The organism is Streptomyces oryzae (assembly GCF_017676365.1).
In the GTDB taxonomy this organism is placed as follows: domain Bacteria; phylum Actinomycetota; class Actinomycetes; order Streptomycetales; family Streptomycetaceae; genus Streptomyces; species Streptomyces oryzae.
Genome location: NZ_JADKMA010000046.1, coordinates 1 through 16,331 on the forward strand (window position 1 = coordinate 1; position 16,331 = coordinate 16,331).

A 16,331-nucleotide genomic window follows, 5' to 3' on the forward strand; every position below is an offset into this window, starting at 1 on the left:
CGACGGACCACCCCCACCCCGGGGATGCCGCCCCGCCGAGGCCCCCCGCTCCAGCCGGAGCACGGCCGGACTCCAGCCGGGCGGAGGGCCAGCCTGCGGGGCCCCACCATGCCGGGTCTCATCCCGTGGGAGGCCTCCTGCGACGGGCTCGAGGGGAGCCGCCATGCGGAGGGAGTGCGCGCCTGTGCGTGGCCCACGCATGGCACCTGCCCGGCGAAAACTCCTGCCCTCGTGAAAGATCTGCCCGAGGAAGATGCCAGTCCGACAAGGTGCCCGGCCACCACGGTCTGGACGAGGCTCTCGCCAGGCCCACGAGTCGGACCGGCCCACCGTGCCCTATCCCATCCGTGCCCCTGGTCTTCCAGCCGGACCCCGCAGCAGGCCGTACGCCGGAACGACGCTCGCCACCAGGCCCAGCGCCAGGCAGCCGCTCACGGCACCGGCGACCCACGGCCAGGCGATCACCGCTTCGACCGGTACCCCCATGCTCTGCCGTAGCCCATGGACCATCCCCAGCAGTGCGGGGATGACCACGACCATGCCCAGCGCGGCACCCAACGCGACAGCGCAAACCGTCTCCCCTGCGACCGTCCGCAGAACCTGCCCCGACGTTGCTCCCGAGAGTCGCAGGATCCGCAGGTCCCGAGCTCTGTCAGCGGTGGCCGTCAGCAGCGTGGAGGCCACGGCTATGGCGGTGTATCCCGCGGTCATGGCCACCAGCATCAACGTGAAGATCCATACCAATCTGTCTTCTTCTTCCTCGCTCGAAGAGGCATAGCGTTCCACCGAGACCTCGCGCGCCCTCAGTGCATCGCGAAGTTGCTGCACGCTCTTCTCACTCGTCGGGTAGGCGACGTCCGCGAGAGCCGACGGGTCGTGCGCCCGCACCACCCCGCGCTGGAGCACCAGTTGATACGGCACCTCTCCGTCATCCAGCACTGCCGCCACCCGCAGCCGCTCCCTGCGGCCGTCCTCGAAGGTGAGTATCGTGCTCCGGCCCTCCCGCCATCCGTGTGCCGCAGCGACTGATTCAGTGACAAGAACACCGCCGGCCGGTGGGGAGGGGCGACCGTACAGTCGTGCGAAGCCGCTACCGACCCCCGCCGCCGTGAACGCCTCCCTCCCGCGCCCGCCGTAGACGGTGGTGCCCAGCATCGCGTTGTGCGTCACTCCGGCTTCCGCCGTCGCGGCCTCGCTGAGCCCCGGAGTACCCGCGGGCGCCAGCGCGGTGCGTGCCCGCACAGAGGCTGCCTGCCGGTCGGTGTCGGCAGTCTCCGTCGTCTGCACCGTGCTGGTGATGAGCACGGCAAATGTCACGGTGGCCAGTACGGGAGCGACGGTGGCAGAGGTGCGGCGCACCGCTGCTCGCATGTTCTCGCGTACGAGCAGTGACGTCGCCCCCGGGCGGCAGGCCAGCGGACGGGTGAGCGCTCCGACGACGGGCCGCACCAGGGCCGGTATCAGCAGAGCGAGGCCAGCCGTCAATCCTGTTGCCGTGCCCAATCCGAGCAGCACCATGGTCTCGCTGTCGGCGGATGCCGTTCCCACCATGCAGGCCAGCCCGAGCGCGGTCGCCGTCAGCCCGGCCGCCCAGCGCCTGCGGGTCATGGGCCGCTCGTCGACCGCCGCTTCCCGCATCGCCTCCATCGGTGCCACCCGTGCCGCGCGCCGAGCGGCCGACCATGCCCCTACAAGGGCCACAGCACTCCCCAGCACGATCGCGGCACACGGCACCCACCAGCGGGACCGCAATGTGAAGCCCTCCGGCTGCAAACCCGCGTCCACCAGCACTCCGGCCACCGAGGATGCGACCGCCGACCCCACTGCCGACCCCAGGGCGGCACCGAGCACCCCGACGGTCGCCGCCTCGGCGCAGACCGTGCGGCGCACCTGCTTGGGGGTGGCTCCGATGATTCGTAGCAGCCCGAACTCCCGTCGTCGCTGCGCCACGGTGAAGGCGAACGTCGAAGAGACGATGAAGACAGTCACGAAGGCTGACAGAGCGGCCATGGCGGTGAGCACCTGTGAGCCGATCCACCGCGTCATCTCGTCCTGCTGTGGCGCCAGAGCGTCGCGGTCGCCTCCGGTGAGGACCTCGCCCCTTCCGGCCGTGTCGGCCACGGCCCGCTCGGCAGCGGACGCCACGCGCGCGGCCGACGTGCCGGGCTCGAGGGTGAGTCCGATGACGCGGACCCCGCCGGCGAGCGCTGCCGCACGCGTGTCGGTGACGTAGTATCCAGGCCCGTCCAGCGTGCCCGAGACGGTGAACCGGTGGGGGCCGTCCGCGGTGAGCACCGTGACCCGATCACCCGGCTGGTGGCCGTAGGAGCGGTCGAGAGCGATGTCATCGCCTCTCATCGGCGCCCGTCCGTCGTGCAGACCGTAAGAGGCGAGGGCAGCAGCGGACCAGCCGTGGCCCTGCCGTTCGCCCTTGACCTGCTCAGTACCAGGTAGTTGGGCGTAGAAAGATCGGTCGGCGACGGCCGCCCGCACCCCCGGAAGCCGGTCCAGCTTCCGTCTCAGCTCTGTCGCCTGTCCCGGCTCCCATGGCGGCGGCTCATTGAAATGACCTCCCACCTGGTCGCCTGCCGGCGCACGCACCAACACGGGTGCTCCGGCAAGTCGTTCAGGCACTCCAGGGCCGCCGGACAGCAGTATCAGTGCACTCATCGTCACAACAGCGACGCCGAGCGCCACAGCCACGAACGATCCCAGGAACGCCGGCCAGCGCTCCCGTACCGAGGAAAAGCTGATCATGGCTGCACCGCCCCTCGGGCGTCGGCTGCGGACCGGGAGGCAGGGGCAGCGGCAGCGTTACCGACTGCTGTCGACTCTTCCAGCGCGGCCATACGTGCCGCGATCGCCTCCGCGCCCGCGCCCGCGCGCAGTTCGTCAACGGGTCTGCCGTCGGCGAGCAGTACCACTCGGTCCGCATAGGCGGCAGCTGCGGGATCGTGGGTGACCATGATGATCGTCTGGCCGTTCGTATCGACCAGTTCGCGCAGCAGCCGAAGGACCCCGCGCGAGGTATGTGTGTCGAGCGCGCCTGTCGGTTCGTCGGCCAGGAGCACGGCTGGGTGCGTGATGACGGCCCGGGCCAAGGCCACCCGCTGCTGCTGGCCGCCGGACAGCTCGCTCGGCCGGTGCCCGGCGCGCTCGGCGAGTCCGAACCGCTCAAGGGCGGCGGCCACTTGACCCGGGTCGGCACGGCGTCCGGCCAGCCGGAGCGGGAGCTCGACGTTCTGGGCAGCAGTCAACGCGGAGACGAGGTTGAAAGCCTGGAAGACGAAGCCGATGCGGTCACGACGCAGCAGCGTCAACGCGTTCTCGTCCAGTCCGCCGAGCTCGGCGCCGTCGACCAGTACTCTCCCCCGAGTCGGCCGCTCTATACCGGCCGCGCAGTGCAGCAATGTGGACTTGCCCGATCCGGACGGGCCCATCACTGCGGTCATGGTGCCGCGAGGGAACTGGAGGGTGACGTCCCGAAGGGCGACGACCGCTCGTTCTCCTTCTTCATACCGCTTCTCTACTCCGCGCAGTTCAACGGGCGCAGGCGCTTCGGTACGTGCGGCGGGATGCCCAACTGCCGGGCCGGCGGCCCATGACGTGGTCTGTTCCTTGGTCATGGCTCCAGGGAACGCCGCGGGAGGCCCTGAACACACCAGTGCCTGGGCGAGTATCAGGACTACACCTAGCACTACTGCCCCGGCTCTTGCCCCCGGGCTACGGTCGTTGGGTGATCTCACGAACCGTCCTGGAAGCTCTCGGCCGTGCGCCATTGCGGTTTCCACTCACCGCTTGGCCGTGGCGCTCGCTGGTCTATCTGCTGACCGGCGGTGGGCTGGCGGCCGCGGTGTATCTGACCGTCGCGGCCATGCTGGCCGCGCCGTTCGGCAGAGTGACGGGAGTGCTGTGCTCGGTACTGGCCATAGGGTTCGGCGCCGCGTTGTCCGGCCCGCTGGAGCGGTGGCGTCTCGGCTTGGTGGAGCTCGATGGTCCGCTGCCCCCCAGGGGCCGGAGAACGTATGGCTACGGTGCCGTGTCGGTGCTGGCGGTGGCATGGGCCGACCTGGCGGTGGCGCTGGTCTCGCTCGGCATCCCCGGCATCCTGCTGCTCTCGCCGCTCCAGCCGACGGCGACGAGCTGGGAGAAGGTCACGGGCCCGATAGCCGGCGCGATGCTGCTGATCGTCGCGACCTATCCCATAGGCGCGTGGGCGGGAGTCCGCGGTGCGGTCACACGCTCGGTGCTGGCCCCCAAGGACGGCGAGCTGCGCGAGGTCGTCCGCTCCCGGGCCCGGCTCGTGGACGCGTTCGAGACCGAACGTCGCCGTATCGAGCGCGATCTGCACGACGGGGCGCAGCAGCGGCTGGTGGCGCTCAATGTGCGGCTGGGCCTGGCCACCTTGGACCTGCCCGAGGGAAGTGTCGCAGCCAAAGAGGTCGGTGAGGCGCACGCACTGGCCAAGGAGGCTCTGGCCGAGCTGCGGGAGCTGATCCGCAACGTGCACCCGCAGGTCCTCAGCGAGCGGGGCCTGCACGCGGCGGTGCGGGACATAGCTGGCCGCTCGCCGATACCTGTCGATCTGGATATCGAGCTGCCGGGCCGGCTGCCGGCCGCCGCGGAGACCACAGCGTTCTTCGTGACGTCCGAGGCGCTGACCAACGCGGCAAAGCACAGTGGAGCAGCGCGCTGCCGGGTGAGGACACGCGTCCAGGAGGGAGTGCTGCACTTGGAAGTGACGGACAACGGAGTGGGCGGTGCCGAGATAAAGGCGGGCTCGGGCCTGACAGGTCTCGCCGATCGGATCGCCGCGGCCGACGGCAGAATGTTCCTGTCCAGCCCACGAGGCGGACCGACCCGGTTGAGAGCGGAGATCCCATGCAGGCCGAGCGCCCTCTCCGAATCGTGATCGCTGAGGATGGTGTGCTGCTGCGCGAGGGAATGGTCCAGCTGCTCGAACGCTTCGGCCATGAGGTGTCGGCAGCGGTGGGTGACGGTGATGCGCTGCTTGCAGCGGTGAGGGAGCACCGGCCGGAATTGGTCGTGGCGGATGTGCGGATGCCGCCGGACTTCACCGACGAGGGTCTGCGTGCGGCGCGCGTCCTCCAGGCGGAGCAGCCGGACCTGGCTGTGCTGGTGCTGAGCCAGTACGTGGAGCAGACATTCGCCGAGGAACTGCTGGAGAGCGGCGAGGGCGGGGCGGGCACAGGTTATCTGCTCAAGGAACGGGTGGGAGATGTAGGGGAGTTCATGGACGCGGTCGGCCGCGTCGCCGACGGAATCACGGTGGTGGATCCGGAGGTGGTGCGTCAGCTCCTCGCCCGTCGCCGGGGCCCGTTGGAGCGGCTCACGCCCCGGGAGCGCGAGGTGCTGGCGCTGATGGCGGAGGGCCACTCCAACGCCGCCATCGCGCGTCGCCTGGTGGTGACGGAAGCCGCCGTCGCCAAGCACATCGCAGGGATCCTGCACAAGCTCGGACTTCCGGCGGACGATCCGGAAGTCAACCGCCGCGTGGTCGCCGTGCTGACGTATCTGCGAGGGGAGGGGTCAGAGGAGATGCGTGCGTAAGAGAGGGAGTCAGGGCTTGCGGGCAATGGCGCTGAACTGAGCGACGGACTTCTCGTCTTCTGCCATATATCCCGGTCACCAGCGGGCGCACGAGACGATTCCCGGCTCCAGCAGTTCCAGCCGCGGGAAGACGCGGGCGACCTCGGCGCCGGCTCGGGCCGTGATGGGCAGCATGGCTTTCTCGTTGCAGAAGAGCGCATCGCCTCGAGGTTGCCGTCCCCGCCGAGTTCGAGGGTGGGGCGGGTGAGCGCCAGGTAGCTGCCGGAGGGGACGGCCGCCATCAGGGTCTCCACGATGGCTATCGCCTCGTCGGTGTCGGCGATGAAGTTGAGGGTTCCGGCAGTATGACGGCGACCAGCTCGGTGAGGTCCAGGGGTCCCCGGCGGCATCGCGGATGGCTTGCGGCTGGTGGGCGTCCGCGGCGATGTAATCGGTCTCCCCGGGAGTCCCGCGCGAGGGCGCGGGCGCGCGTGAGAACAGTTGGGTCGAAGTCGCGGCAGACGATCCGCGAGGAAGGAGCCACGCACTGGCCCACCTGATGGGTGTTCTCGACGGTGGGCAGCCCGGAGCCGATGTCGTGGAACTGCCGGACGCCCGCCTCGTCGGCGAGGAACCGTACCGCGCGGCCAAGGAACACACGATCCGCGCGAGCGACCTCCCGGATGTTGGGGTACATGTTGGTGACCTAGTCGCCGACCTGCTGGTCAACGTCGTAGTAGTCCCGGCCGCCGAGCCAGTAGTTCCACACTCTGGCGTTGTTCGCCACATGGGCGACCGGGGGCTGTCCCCTGGGGGCGCTGCGCTCGCTCATCTCGTGCCCTCTCCGCTCGACGCCTGCGCCCACGAGCTGTGGGCCGCGTCATGGCGGCGCGTCGGCAGCGCTCCGGCAGCAGCGCTGCGTGCGGCGCCGCCCGAGGGAAGCGCACAGTTGGCAGTTCCTCCAGGGAAGGTTGGCAGATGCTATAGAGAGGGAAGATAAACATTGCAGATGCGAGGTAGGAACTCATACGTTGACGCACATGCAGTCGTACACCATCGGGCAGGCCGCGCGGCTGCTCGGCGTCAGTCCGGACACGGCCAGACGCTGGGCCGACGCGGGCCGGGTCACCACGCACCGTGACGAGAGCGGACGCCGTCTGATCGACGGGCGCGATCTGGCCGCCTTCTCCGTCGAGCTCGCCCAGCACGGCGGCGAGGACGAGGAGAACAGCTACACCTCGGCCCGCAACGCGTTCCCCGGGATTGTCACCGCCGTCAAGCTCGGCGATGTGGCGGCGCAGGTCGAGATCCAGGCGGGCCCGCACCGACTGGTCTCGCTGCTGACCCGGGAGGCCGTGGAGGAACTGGGGCTGAAGGTCGGTATGCAGGCCACTGCCCGGGTGAAGTCGACCAACGTCCATATCGACCGTCCGTGAGGCCGGTTCTGCCCCGTCGTTACCTCTCGTCCCACCCCCTCTCATCCCGACCCGCCACCCGACCCGCCAGGAGTTCGCCCATGGGCACGCACGTTCTGACGCCTCGCCGCGCGGTCGCCGCGCTCGGCGCCGTTGCCGTCCTCGTTCCCCTCGCCGGATGCGGGAGCGGCAGGGACGACAGCAGTAAGAGGGGCGCGGAGAAGGGCGGCAGGACCGAGCTGACCGTGCTCGGTGCGGCGTCCCTCACCGATGTGTTCCAGGCGGCGGGCAAGGTGTACGAGAAGGAGCATCCCGGCACGAAGGTGAAGTTCTCGTTCGCCGGGTCGCAGGAGCTGGCGGCGCAGGTCAAGCAGGGCGTGCCCGCTGACGTACTGGCCACGGCGGACACCAGGACCATGGACGGCCTCAAGGGTGAGACGGGCAAGCCGGCCGTCTTCGCCAGGAACCGGCTCGTGATCGCCACGGGGGAGGGCAACCCGGAGCGGGTGAAGGGCCTGGAGGATCTGTCGGACAGCAAACTCAAAGTAGTGCTGGCCGCTCCCGAGGTGCCGGTCGGGCGCTACGGAAAGCAGGTGCTGGACGCACAGAAGCTGAAAGTGAAGCCCGTCTCGCAGGAGCCGAACGTACGGGCTGTGCTCAGCAAGGTGGAGCTGGGCGAGGCGGACGCGGGTCTCGTCTACAAGACCGACGCGGCCACGGCGCCCAAGAAGGTGGACTCCGTCGACATCCCCGACAGCAAGAACGCCATCGCCTCCTATCCGGCCGCCGTGCTGAAGAACTCCGAACACCAGAAGGAGGCCGCGTCGTTCGTGAAGTGGCTGAGCACGCCCAAGGCGCAGAAGGTGCTGCGTGAGGCAGGTTTTCAGCACCCATGATCCGCCGCCGCCCTCTCCCCGCCCGCGCCCGGCCGCGTACGCCGTTCGCGCTGGCAGTGCCCGCGCTGCTCGCGATCGCGTTTCTGCTGGTGCCGCTGCTCGGCATCCTGGCGCGTACGGAGTGGGGGGAGCTGGGCTCGCATCTGGGCAGTGCGGGTGTCGTCGAGGCGGTGAAGCTGTCGCTGCTGGTGTCGTTCGGGGCGCTCGCGCTGTCCGTGGTGCTGGGCGTGCCGCTGGCCTGGCTGCTGGCCCGGGTCGACTTTCCCGGCAAGGCGGTGGTGCGGTCGCTGGTGCTGTTGCCGATGGTGCTGCCGCCGACGGTCGGGGGCGTGGCGCTGCTGCTGGGGTTCGGGCGGAGAGGGCTGCTGGGGCCGTGGCTGGAGGACGCGTTCGGCATCGTTCTGCCGTTCCACACCTCGGGTGCGGTGGTGGCGGCGACGTTCGTCGCGATGCCGTTCCTGGTGATCAGTCTGGAGGGGACGCTGGCCGGGCTGCGGCCCGCCTACGAGGAGACGGCGGCCTCGCTGGGGGCCGGGCCGCTGCGGGTGTTCCGCACGGTGACGCTGCCGCTGGTCGCCCCGGGGCTGGCGGCGGGTGCGGCACTCACCTGGGCGCGGGCGCTGGGGGAGTTCGGGGCGACGATCACGTTCGCGGGGAACCTGCCGGGGACGACGCAGACGTTGCCGCTCCAGGTGTATCTCCTGCTCCAGGACCAGCCCGAGGCGGCGACGTCGGTCTCGCTGCTGCTGCTCGTCATCGCCATGGCGGTGCTGGTCGGGCTGCGCGGACGGTGGGCAGGAGCATCCCCGCGTCCCGAAGGGGCACGGGGAACTGCGCGCCGGCCTTGGGGTACCCAATGCTCGAAGAGCTCGGGGGAAGATCCGCAGCCCGCGACGAACAGCCGGCCGCAGCCCCTCTCCGGCCCCCTCCCCCGGACACAGAAGTGGCCACTGCACGCCCGCGTCACCGGCTTCACCGAGCTGACGCTGGACGCCGCACCCGGCACCACGGTGGCTGTCGTCGGCCCCAACGGCGCGGGAAAGTCGACACTGCTGCGCGCGCTGCTCGGCCTCACACCGCGCGCCCGCGCCGAACTGTCGCTCGGCGACGTCGCAGCCGGCGCACTGCCCCCGCACCGGCGCGGGGTCGCGTGGGTCCCTCAGGAAGGGGCGCTGTTCCCGCATCTGAGCGCGCTGTCGAACACGGCGTACGGGCTGCGCGCGCAGGGCGTACGGCGAACCGAGGCACGCCACCGGGCCCAGGAGTGGCTGGAGCGGCTCGGGGTCGGGCATCTGGCGCACCGGAGACCGGGGCAGCTCTCCGGCGGTCAGGCGGGGCGGGTGGCGCTGGCCCGTGCGCTGGCGGCGCGGCCCCGGCTCCTGTTGCTGGACGAGCCACTGGCAGCGCTCGACCAGACGACCCGTGCACAGGTGCGGCACCTGCTGCGCGGCCATCTCGCGGAGTTCGAGGGGGTCTGTCTGCTGGTCACGCACGACCCGGTGGAGGCGGTGTCGCTGGCCGACCGGGTGCTGGTGCTGGAGGACGGGCGGGCGGTCCAGGACGCCCCGCCCAGTGAGGTCACCCGGCATCCGCGCTCACCGTGGGTGGCCCGGATGCTCGGCCGCAACGCGCTGGCGGGAACGGCAGCGGGGGACGGCACACTGAAGCTCGACGTGGGGGGCAGTCTGGTGGTCGCCGACCCGATGTCCGAGGGGACCGCCGTCCTGGCGGTCATCGGTCCGGAGGCAGTCGCCCTGCACCGCGAGCGCCCGCACGGCAGCCCGCGGAACGTATGGCCGGGGACGATACGGGAGATCACGGCGGTCGGCAGCCGACTGCGGGTGCTCGTCACGCCGAGACCCAGCGCTGCCGAGCCGCACCACGGAGCCAGCCCGCACAGCGGAACCGACCCGCACGGCACCGCCGACCCGCCCGGCGGAGCCAACCCCCACAGCGACGCCGACCCGCACCGCGGAGCCAACCCCCACAGCGGAACCGACCCCCACAGCACCGCCGACCCGCACAGCGGAGCCGGCCAGAGCACCGGAGCCGGTCCGGACCTCGTCGCCGAGATCACCGCGGAGGCCGCTGCGGAGCTCGGGCTGGCGGACGGCACCGAGGTTTTCGCCAGCGTGAAGGCCACGGAGATCACCCTCGTGGCCAGATGAACCAAGCCCTGCAGCCCGCGAGCCCCTCCGTTCGCCTTCGCCCACCCCGCCCCTCCATCCATCCACCCAACCCCCGTTCGGGATAATGACCAGCCACTACGCTTCCGTTCTGTATAGCGAACAGCCGAGAATGGGAATCGAGGAGAGAAGGGAGGGGCCGTGAGCGGTCCCGAGGGCTCGATCCGGGCCATGCTGGCGCTCAACCTCAAGCGGGCGCGGGCCCAGCGGGGACTGTCGATCTCGGAGCTGTCCAGACGGTCGAAGATCGGCAAGGCGACGCTGTCCCAGTTGGAGTCCGGCACAGGAAACCCCACCATCGAGACGGTCTTCAGCCTCTCCCGCGTCCTGGAAGTGCCGATCTCCGATCTGCTGGACGCCCAGCAGCCCGCGGGACTGCGGGTGGTCAGGGCAAAGGACGTCGAGGTGCTCAGCGGCGAGGGCATCGACCTGCGCCCGCTCCAGCGGATCGAATCGGGGCAGGCCGTCTTCGAGGTGTACGACCAGCAGGTCAGGTCCGGTGAACGGCGGGACTCGCCGGGGCACGTCGGCATCGAGCACACCGTCGTGCAGGCCGGCCGGCTCCAGATGACGGTGGACGGGCACACGGTGGAGCTGACGGCGGGCGACTACGTCGGCTTCGACGCCACACTGCCGCACAGTTACGCCGCCGTGGACGGCACGGTGCGTTCGGTGCTGCTCCTGCAGTACCGCGCGGACCAGCGGCTGGACCGGAGCACCCCGCACACACTGCCGACGTAACCGTTGACACGTCCCGAGCACTGACATAACGTCCCCAACGTTCGCTTTAACGAACGTGGAGGTTCGGTGAACGGAACGCGAGTGGTCGTACTCGGCGCCGGCATCATCGGAGCGGCCTGCGCTCGCGAACTGGCCCTGGCCGGGCTGGAGGTGACGCTCCTCGACCGTGGCGGCGCCGCGGCGGCGACCACCTCACACGGCGAGGGCAACATCCTCGTCTCCGACAAGGGCCCTGGTCCCGAACTGCGGCTCGCGCAGCTCTCCCGGCGGCTGTGGCCCGAGGTGCTGGCCACGATCGCCGACCGCTCCCCGGCCGGACGGCGCGCCGTCGCGGCAGCCGAGTGGGACCCCAAGGGCGGCATCGTCGTCGCCACCACCGAGGCCGGGGCCCACGGGCTCACCGAGTTCGCCGCCGCGCAACGCGGTGCGGAGGTGCGGGCCGAGGCGCTGACCCCCGACGCGCTCCGCGCGGCCGAACCCTTCGTCACCGATGCCCACACGGCAGCCGTCCACTATCCGCAGGACGCCCAGATCCAGCCCGCAGGCGCGGCAGCAGCACTGCTCACCGACGCCCTCGCGGCAGGCGCCACGCTGCGCACCGGCGAGGAGGTGCTGGCCGGGGTCGCCCGCGGCGGTCGGCTCACCGGCGTGCGTACGTCCGGGGGGCTGGTGGAGGGAGACGTGTTCGTCAATGCCGCCGGCCCCTGGTCGGGCACGCTCGCCGCGCGGCTCGGCGCGCCCTTCGCCGTCCAACCGCGCCGCGGCGACGTGCTGGTGACCACGCCGCTCCCGCCGACCGTCTTCCACAAGGTGTACGACGCCGACTATGTGGGTGCCGTCGGCAGCAGTGAGGAGGAGTTGCAGACCTCGGCCGTGGTCGAGTCCACCCACGCGGGCAGCGTGCTGATCGGCTCCTCCCGGCGCCGGGTGGGCTTCGACGACAGGCTGCGGCCCGAGGTGCTGTCGGCCGTCGCCGCCAAAGCGCTGCGGCTCTTCCCCTCGCTGGCCGGGGTGCCGGTGATGCGCGCCTACGGCGGGTTCCGGCCGTACGTGCCCGACCATCTGCCGGTCATCGGCGCCGATCCCCGGCTGGCCGGGCTGTGGCACGCGACCGGGCACGAAGGGGCCGGGATCGGGCTGTCGGTGGGCACCGGACGGCTGTTGCGCAACCTCGTACTGGACGAGCCGGCCCAGACGGACGCCGACGCGTTCCGGGTGGACCGCCCGGCTGTACTCGCCACCGAGCCCCTGCCCGAGGCCGTATCCGCACCCCAGGCCGTATCCGCGCCCGAACCCCGGCAGCAGAAGCCGACGCAACAGAAGCGGACGCAACAGAAGCCGACGCAGCAGGAGCAGGAGGGGGCATGAGCCCGAGACTGGTACCCACCGGAAGCGACTCCACCGGACGCCGGGACCGGCCGCTGCGGATCACCGTCGACGGCGAACCGGCCGACGGCATCGAGGGCCAGACGCTGGCCGGTGTGCTGCTCGCCTCCGGCCGCCTGGCCTGGCGTACCGGCCCTTCCGGTGCCGGACGCGGGGCGTTCTGCGGTATCGGCGTCTGCTTCGACTGTCTGGTGACCGTCAACGGCGACCGGGACGTTCGCGCCTGCCGACGGCGCGCCGTGGACGGGGACGTGGTGCGCACCCAGTCACGCACCCGGCCGCCCGCACCGCCCGCACCGCCCGCGCGGCCCGGTGCTCAGGCCGAGGAGGGTGAATGACTCCGCGCCATGTCGCCGTCGTCGGTGCCGGGCCCGCCGGACTGGCCGCTGCGCAGGCCGCGCTGGCGGCGGGCGCGCGGGTGACGCTGATCGACTCGGCCGAGCAGCCCGGAGGCCAGTACCACCGGATGCTGCCCGACGCGTACGCGGCCGAGCGGCCCGGCGAACTCCACCACGGCTGGACGGCGTTCGAGCGGCGCCGCCGCCAGGTGCTGACGCACCCGCGCTGTTCCTGGCTGGCCGAGACCTCTGTGTGGGCGCTGGAGCGGACCGGACGCGACCGCCCACCCCGCGTCCATCTGCTGTGCGACGGCCCTGTGGACGGCTCAGGGCGTACGCGGCGCACGCTCGACGTGGACGCGCTGGTGCTGGCGACCGGTGCACACGACCGGGTGCTCCCCTTCCCCGGCTGGCAGTTGCCGGGCGTCTTCACAGCCGGGGCCGCGCAGGCGCTGGCGAAGGGTGAGCGGGTGGTCGTGGGGGACCGCGTCGTGGTCGCGGGCAGCGGCCCGTTCCTGCTCCCGGTGGCGGCCTCCCTGCTGGAGGCCGGTTCCCGGGTACGGGAGGTGCTGGAGGCCAACACTCCAGGCACCGTGGCCCGCGGCTGGGGCCGCCGCCCGTGGGAGCTGGCGGCGCAGCTGGGCAAGACGGCGGAACTCGCCGAGTACGCCGCGGCGTTGACCCGTAACCGGGTGCCCTACCGGCTGGGCCGCACGGTGGTCGAGGCGCGGGGTGCGGGCCGGGTGGAGGAGATCGTCACCGCCCGGCTGCGCCCGGACTGGTCGGTGATCCAGGGGACGGAGCGCACAGTGCCGGTGGACGCGCTGTGCGTCAGTCACGGTTTCAGCCCGCAGCTGGAGCTCCCCGTGGCCGCGGGATGCGCCCTGCGCGACGGGGAGTTCGTTGCCGTCGACGACGAGCAGCGCACCAGCGTGCCCGGCGTCTTCGCCGCCGGGGAGATCACCGGCATCGCCGGAGCTCCGGCCGCACGCGCGGAGGGCGCCGTCGCGGGGTGGGCGGCGGCCGGGGGTTCGGTGACCGACGCGGGCCCGGTGGCCGACGCAGGCCCGGTGACTGCCGCAGGCCCGGTGACTGCCGCAGGCCCGGTGACTGCCGCAGGCCCGGATGCCGACGCAGGCCCGGTGGCCGACGCGGGCCCGGCGACCGCCGGGCGCCGGACGGCTGCCGGCGGTACCCGGTCCGCACGGGCGCTGCGCGTACTGCGGCGCAGCCGGGACCAGGGGCGGGCGTTCGCGCGCCGGCTGGCACAGGCACACCCGATCGGTACGGGCTGGCCCGGATGGCTGCGCTCCGACACGCTCGTGTGCCGCTGCGAGGAGACCGACTACGGCGCGCTGTGCTCGGCGTTCGGCAGCGAGGCGGAGTCGGCGCCCCGGGTCGCGAAACTGGGCACCAGGGCCGGGCTCGGTCCGTGTCAGGCCCGGATCTGCGGCCCCACCGTCGCCGAGCTCCGCGCACGGCTCGGCGGCGGGCTCCAGGACCGGCCCGCCGACCGGCCCGCGGAGGGACTGCCCACCGCCAGCCCGCACACCAGACCGATCGCCCAGCCCATCCGGCTCGGCGAACTGGCCGCCTCCCCCACTCCACCCATACCCACCGACCCTCCCGAGGAGAGCAGCCCATGACCGACGGCAACCAGCCCATCCAACAGCACCAGCCCGCACAGCACCAGCCCGCACAGCAGCAGTCCAAGCACAAGCACAAGCACCCCGCCCACCGCCTCGGCGGCGTGATCGTGGCGACAGCGCTCCCGTACTACGAGAACGCCACCGCGCCCGCCGGTCTGGCCGTGGACTACGACCGCTACGCCGAGCACTGCCGCTGGCTGGTGGACAGCGGCTGCGACGGCGTGGGGCCCAACGGCTCGCTGGGCGAGTACTCGTCGCTGACGGACGAGGAGCGCCGCCGCGTGGCGCGTACGGCGGTCGAGGCCGTGGGCGGCGCGGGCAGCGTCGTCGTCGGGGTGCACGGTGTCGGCTCGCACCAGGCCCGGCACTGGGCCGAGTTGGCGGCCGAGGACGGTGCCGACGGGGTGCTGTGTCTGCCGCCGACCATGTACCGCGCCAACCGCGGCGAAATACTGGCACATTTCACGGCGGTGGCCTCGGTCGGCCTTCCGGTGATGGTCTACAACAACCCCATCGACACCAAGGTCGATCTGACGCCCGATCTGGTGGCGGAGATCGCGCAGATCGACAACGTCGTGGCGATCAAGGAGTTCTCCGGTGACGTGCGCCGGGTGCTGGAGATCAGGGAGCGGACCGCAGGGACCGGCCTCGAGGTCGTCAGCGGTGCCGACGATGTGGTTCTGGAGAGCCTGCTGATGGGAGCGAGCGGCTGGTTCGCCGGGTTCCCCAACGTCTTCCCCGCCGCGTCCGCGCGGCTGTTCGAGCTGGCCACGGCCGGGAAGCTGGAGGAGGCGCGGGCGCTGTACGAGCCGCTGGTGGCCGCCTTCCGCTGGGACTCGCGGACCGAGTTCGTCCAGGCGATCAAGCTCGGCATGGAGCAGGTCGGCCGGTTCGGCGGCCCGTGCCGTCCGCCGCGCGGCCCGTTGACCCCGGCCATGCGGGAACAGGTCGAGGCCGACATGGCGCGGGCGATCTCCGCGCTCGGCGAGCAACCCGCACTCGGCGAGCAACCCGCGCTCGGCAGGCAATCCGTCCCGGACGAGCGATCCACCCCCGACGAGCGATCCACCCCCGAGGAGCGATCCAGCCCCGACGAGCGGTCCACCCGCACCGAACAGGGGGCCGCCCGATGAGGTCGCTCCGTTCGCTCAGCGCCGTCGACTCGCACACCGAGGGCATGCCGACCCGCGTGGTCACCGGCGGCGTACCGCCGATCCCCGGCGCCACGATGGCCGAGCGGCGCCGCTACGCCGTGGAGCACCTGGACGAGCTGCGCAGGTTCCTGGTGGACGAGCCGCGCGGGCACCCCGCGATGAGCGGGGCGCTCCTCCAGCCGCCGACCCGCCAGGACGCCGACTGGGGCGTGGTCTACGTCGAGGTCAGCGGCTTCCTGCCGATGTGCGGGCACGGCACCATCGGGGTGGCCACGGTCCTGGTGGAGACGGGCATGGTGGAGGTGACCGAGCCGGAGACCACGGTGCGGCTGGACACTCCCGCCGGGCTGGTGGAGGCCCGGGTCACCGTGCGGGACGGGGTGGCCGAAAAAGTCACCCTGCGGAACGTGGATGCGTTCGCGCTGGAGCTCGACGCCACGGTCCAGGTCCCCGGTCTCGGCGAGGTCGGCTACGACATGGCGTACGGCGGCAACTTCTACGCCGTCGTGGAACTCGACCGGCTCGGGCTGCCGTTCGACCGGGCCCGCAAGGACGACATCCTCGCCGCCGGTCTCGCCATCATGGACGCCGTCAACGAGCAGAACCGGCCCGCGCACCCCGCCGACCCCGCGATCGGCGGCTGCAAACACGTGCAGTTCGTGGCCCCAGGTTCGAACGGACGGCACTCGCGCAACGCCATGGCGATCCACCCCGGCTGGTTCGACCGCTCCCCCTGCGGCACCGGCACCTGTGCCCGGATGGCGCAGCTGCACGCGCGGGGCGAACTGCCGCTGCGTACGGAGTTCGTGAACGAGTCGTTCATCGGGACCCGGTTCACCGGCCGGCTGCTGGAGACCACCGAGGTCGGCGGGCTGCCCGCTGTGGTGCCGGAGTTCTCGGGGCGGGCGTGGATCACCGGTACGGCCACCTACATGCTGGACCCCCAGGACCCGTTCCCGCACGGCTTCGTGCTGTAGTGCTGCAACCGCTGTAACCGCTGTATCGCTGCAGGCGCG

The 16,331-nt window shown here is 71.6% G+C and carries 13 protein-coding genes and 1 pseudogene; 11 read left to right on the forward strand and 3 right to left on the reverse strand.

Annotated elements, in window-relative coordinates; translation table 11 throughout:
* Nucleotides 1-336: 336 nt before the first annotated feature.
* Together ITI46_RS11575 and ITI46_RS11580 are read right to left on the reverse strand one after the other, a co-directional pair.
* A complete protein-coding gene (locus ITI46_RS11575; protein WP_209239398.1) occupies nt 337-2,757 on the reverse strand; it encodes an ABC transporter permease in 2,421 nt (806 codons plus the stop codon).
* The gene (locus ITI46_RS11580; RefSeq protein ID WP_209239399.1) at nt 2,754-3,626 is read right to left on the reverse strand and encodes an ABC transporter ATP-binding protein; all 873 of its coding nucleotides are present in this window, start codon (nt 3,624-3,626) and stop codon (nt 2,754-2,756) included. Before ITI46_RS11580 ends, ITI46_RS11575 begins: the two co-directional genes overlap by 4 nt.
* A gap of 110 nt (nt 3,627-3,736) precedes the next feature.
* Here ITI46_RS11580 and ITI46_RS11585 point away from each other — a divergent pair, with 110 nt between their 5' ends.
* Together ITI46_RS11585 and ITI46_RS11590 are read left to right on the forward strand one after the other, a co-directional pair.
* A complete protein-coding gene (locus tag ITI46_RS11585) occupies nt 3,737-4,912 on the forward strand; it encodes a sensor histidine kinase (RefSeq protein WP_209239400.1) in 1,176 nt (391 codons plus the stop codon).
* The gene (locus ITI46_RS11590; RefSeq protein WP_209239401.1) at nt 4,882-5,571 is read left to right on the forward strand and encodes a response regulator transcription factor; all 690 of its coding nucleotides are present in this window, start codon (nt 4,882-4,884) and stop codon (nt 5,569-5,571) included. The genes ITI46_RS11585 and ITI46_RS11590 overlap by 31 nt, the downstream gene beginning before the upstream one ends.
* A gap of 9 nt (nt 5,572-5,580) precedes the next feature.
* Here ITI46_RS11590 and ITI46_RS11595 read toward each other — a convergent pair.
* Nucleotides 5,581-6,382 (reverse strand): annotated as a pseudogene (locus ITI46_RS11595) (SAM-dependent methyltransferase).
* Nucleotides 6,383-6,590: 208 nt separating this feature from the next.
* Between ITI46_RS11595 and ITI46_RS11600 the strand changes: the two are divergent.
* The 9 genes from ITI46_RS11600 to ITI46_RS11640 all read left to right on the forward strand — a co-directional run bounded on the left by ITI46_RS11600 (nt 6,591) and on the right by ITI46_RS11640 (nt 16,292).
* Nucleotides 6,591-6,986: a TOBE domain-containing protein gene (locus tag ITI46_RS11600; protein ID WP_209239402.1), complete on the forward strand. Its 396-nt coding sequence runs from the start codon at nt 6,591-6,593 to the stop codon at nt 6,984-6,986.
* Between the two features lie 80 nt (nt 6,987-7,066).
* Entirely contained in the window at nt 7,067-7,861 is a 795-nt protein-coding gene (gene modA / locus ITI46_RS11605; RefSeq protein WP_209239403.1) for a molybdate ABC transporter substrate-binding protein, read from the forward strand.
* On the forward strand, nt 7,858-10,029 hold the full coding sequence (locus tag ITI46_RS11610; protein WP_209239404.1) for an ABC transporter permease: 2,172 nt from the start codon (nt 7,858-7,860) through the stop codon (nt 10,027-10,029). The genes modA and ITI46_RS11610 overlap by 4 nt, the downstream gene beginning before the upstream one ends.
* A gap of 159 nt (nt 10,030-10,188) precedes the next feature.
* Nucleotides 10,189-10,788, forward strand: coding sequence for a helix-turn-helix domain-containing protein (locus ITI46_RS11615; protein WP_209239405.1), 600 nt, complete (start codon nt 10,189-10,191; stop codon nt 10,786-10,788).
* Nucleotides 10,789-10,854: 66 nt separating this feature from the next.
* On the forward strand, nt 10,855-12,156 hold the full coding sequence (locus tag ITI46_RS11620) for an NAD(P)/FAD-dependent oxidoreductase (RefSeq protein WP_209239406.1): 1,302 nt from the start codon (nt 10,855-10,857) through the stop codon (nt 12,154-12,156).
* Complete coding sequence (locus tag ITI46_RS11625; protein ID WP_209239407.1) at nt 12,153-12,512, forward strand: (2Fe-2S)-binding protein; 360 nt, start codon at nt 12,153-12,155, stop codon at nt 12,510-12,512. Before ITI46_RS11620 ends, ITI46_RS11625 begins: the two co-directional genes overlap by 4 nt.
* Nucleotides 12,509-14,158 (forward strand): FAD-dependent oxidoreductase, encoded by a 1,650-nt coding sequence (locus ITI46_RS11630; protein WP_209239408.1) that lies wholly within the window; start codon nt 12,509-12,511, stop codon nt 14,156-14,158. The genes ITI46_RS11625 and ITI46_RS11630 overlap by 4 nt, the downstream gene beginning before the upstream one ends.
* Nucleotides 14,155-15,294 carry a dihydrodipicolinate synthase family protein gene (locus ITI46_RS11635; RefSeq protein ID WP_247745822.1) on the forward strand — a complete coding sequence of 380 codons (1,140 nt, stop codon included), beginning with the start codon at nt 14,155-14,157 and terminating at the stop codon, nt 15,292-15,294. The genes ITI46_RS11630 and ITI46_RS11635 overlap by 4 nt, the downstream gene beginning before the upstream one ends.
* Nucleotides 15,291-16,292, forward strand: coding sequence for a proline racemase family protein (locus ITI46_RS11640; protein WP_209239409.1), 1,002 nt, complete (start codon nt 15,291-15,293; stop codon nt 16,290-16,292). Before ITI46_RS11635 ends, ITI46_RS11640 begins: the two co-directional genes overlap by 4 nt.
* Nucleotides 16,293-16,331: the final 39 nt, after the last annotated feature.

Bases quoted from the DNA above. Each gene is read 5' to 3' on its own strand.
- ITI46_RS11575 (WP_209239398.1), bottom strand. From the start codon at position 2,757: ATGATCAGCTTTTCCTCGGTACGGGAGCGCTGGCCGGCGTTCCTGGGA.
- ITI46_RS11580 (WP_209239399.1), bottom strand. From the start codon at position 3,626: ATGACCAAGGAACAGACCACGTCATGGGCCGCCGGCCCGGCAGTTGGG.
- ITI46_RS11590 (WP_209239401.1), top strand. From the start codon at position 4,882: ATGCAGGCCGAGCGCCCTCTCCGAATCGTGATCGCTGAGGATGGTGTG.
- ITI46_RS11600 (WP_209239402.1), top strand. From the start codon at position 6,591: ATGCAGTCGTACACCATCGGGCAGGCCGCGCGGCTGCTCGGCGTCAGT.
- modA (WP_209239403.1), top strand. From the start codon at position 7,067: ATGGGCACGCACGTTCTGACGCCTCGCCGCGCGGTCGCCGCGCTCGGC.
- ITI46_RS11610 (WP_209239404.1), top strand. From the start codon at position 7,858: ATGATCCGCCGCCGCCCTCTCCCCGCCCGCGCCCGGCCGCGTACGCCG.
- ITI46_RS11625 (WP_209239407.1), top strand. From the start codon at position 12,153: ATGAGCCCGAGACTGGTACCCACCGGAAGCGACTCCACCGGACGCCGG.
- ITI46_RS11630 (WP_209239408.1), top strand. From the start codon at position 12,509: ATGACTCCGCGCCATGTCGCCGTCGTCGGTGCCGGGCCCGCCGGACTG.
- ITI46_RS11635 (WP_247745822.1), top strand. From the start codon at position 14,155: ATGACCGACGGCAACCAGCCCATCCAACAGCACCAGCCCGCACAGCAC.
- ITI46_RS11640 (WP_209239409.1), top strand. From the start codon at position 15,291: ATGAGGTCGCTCCGTTCGCTCAGCGCCGTCGACTCGCACACCGAGGGC.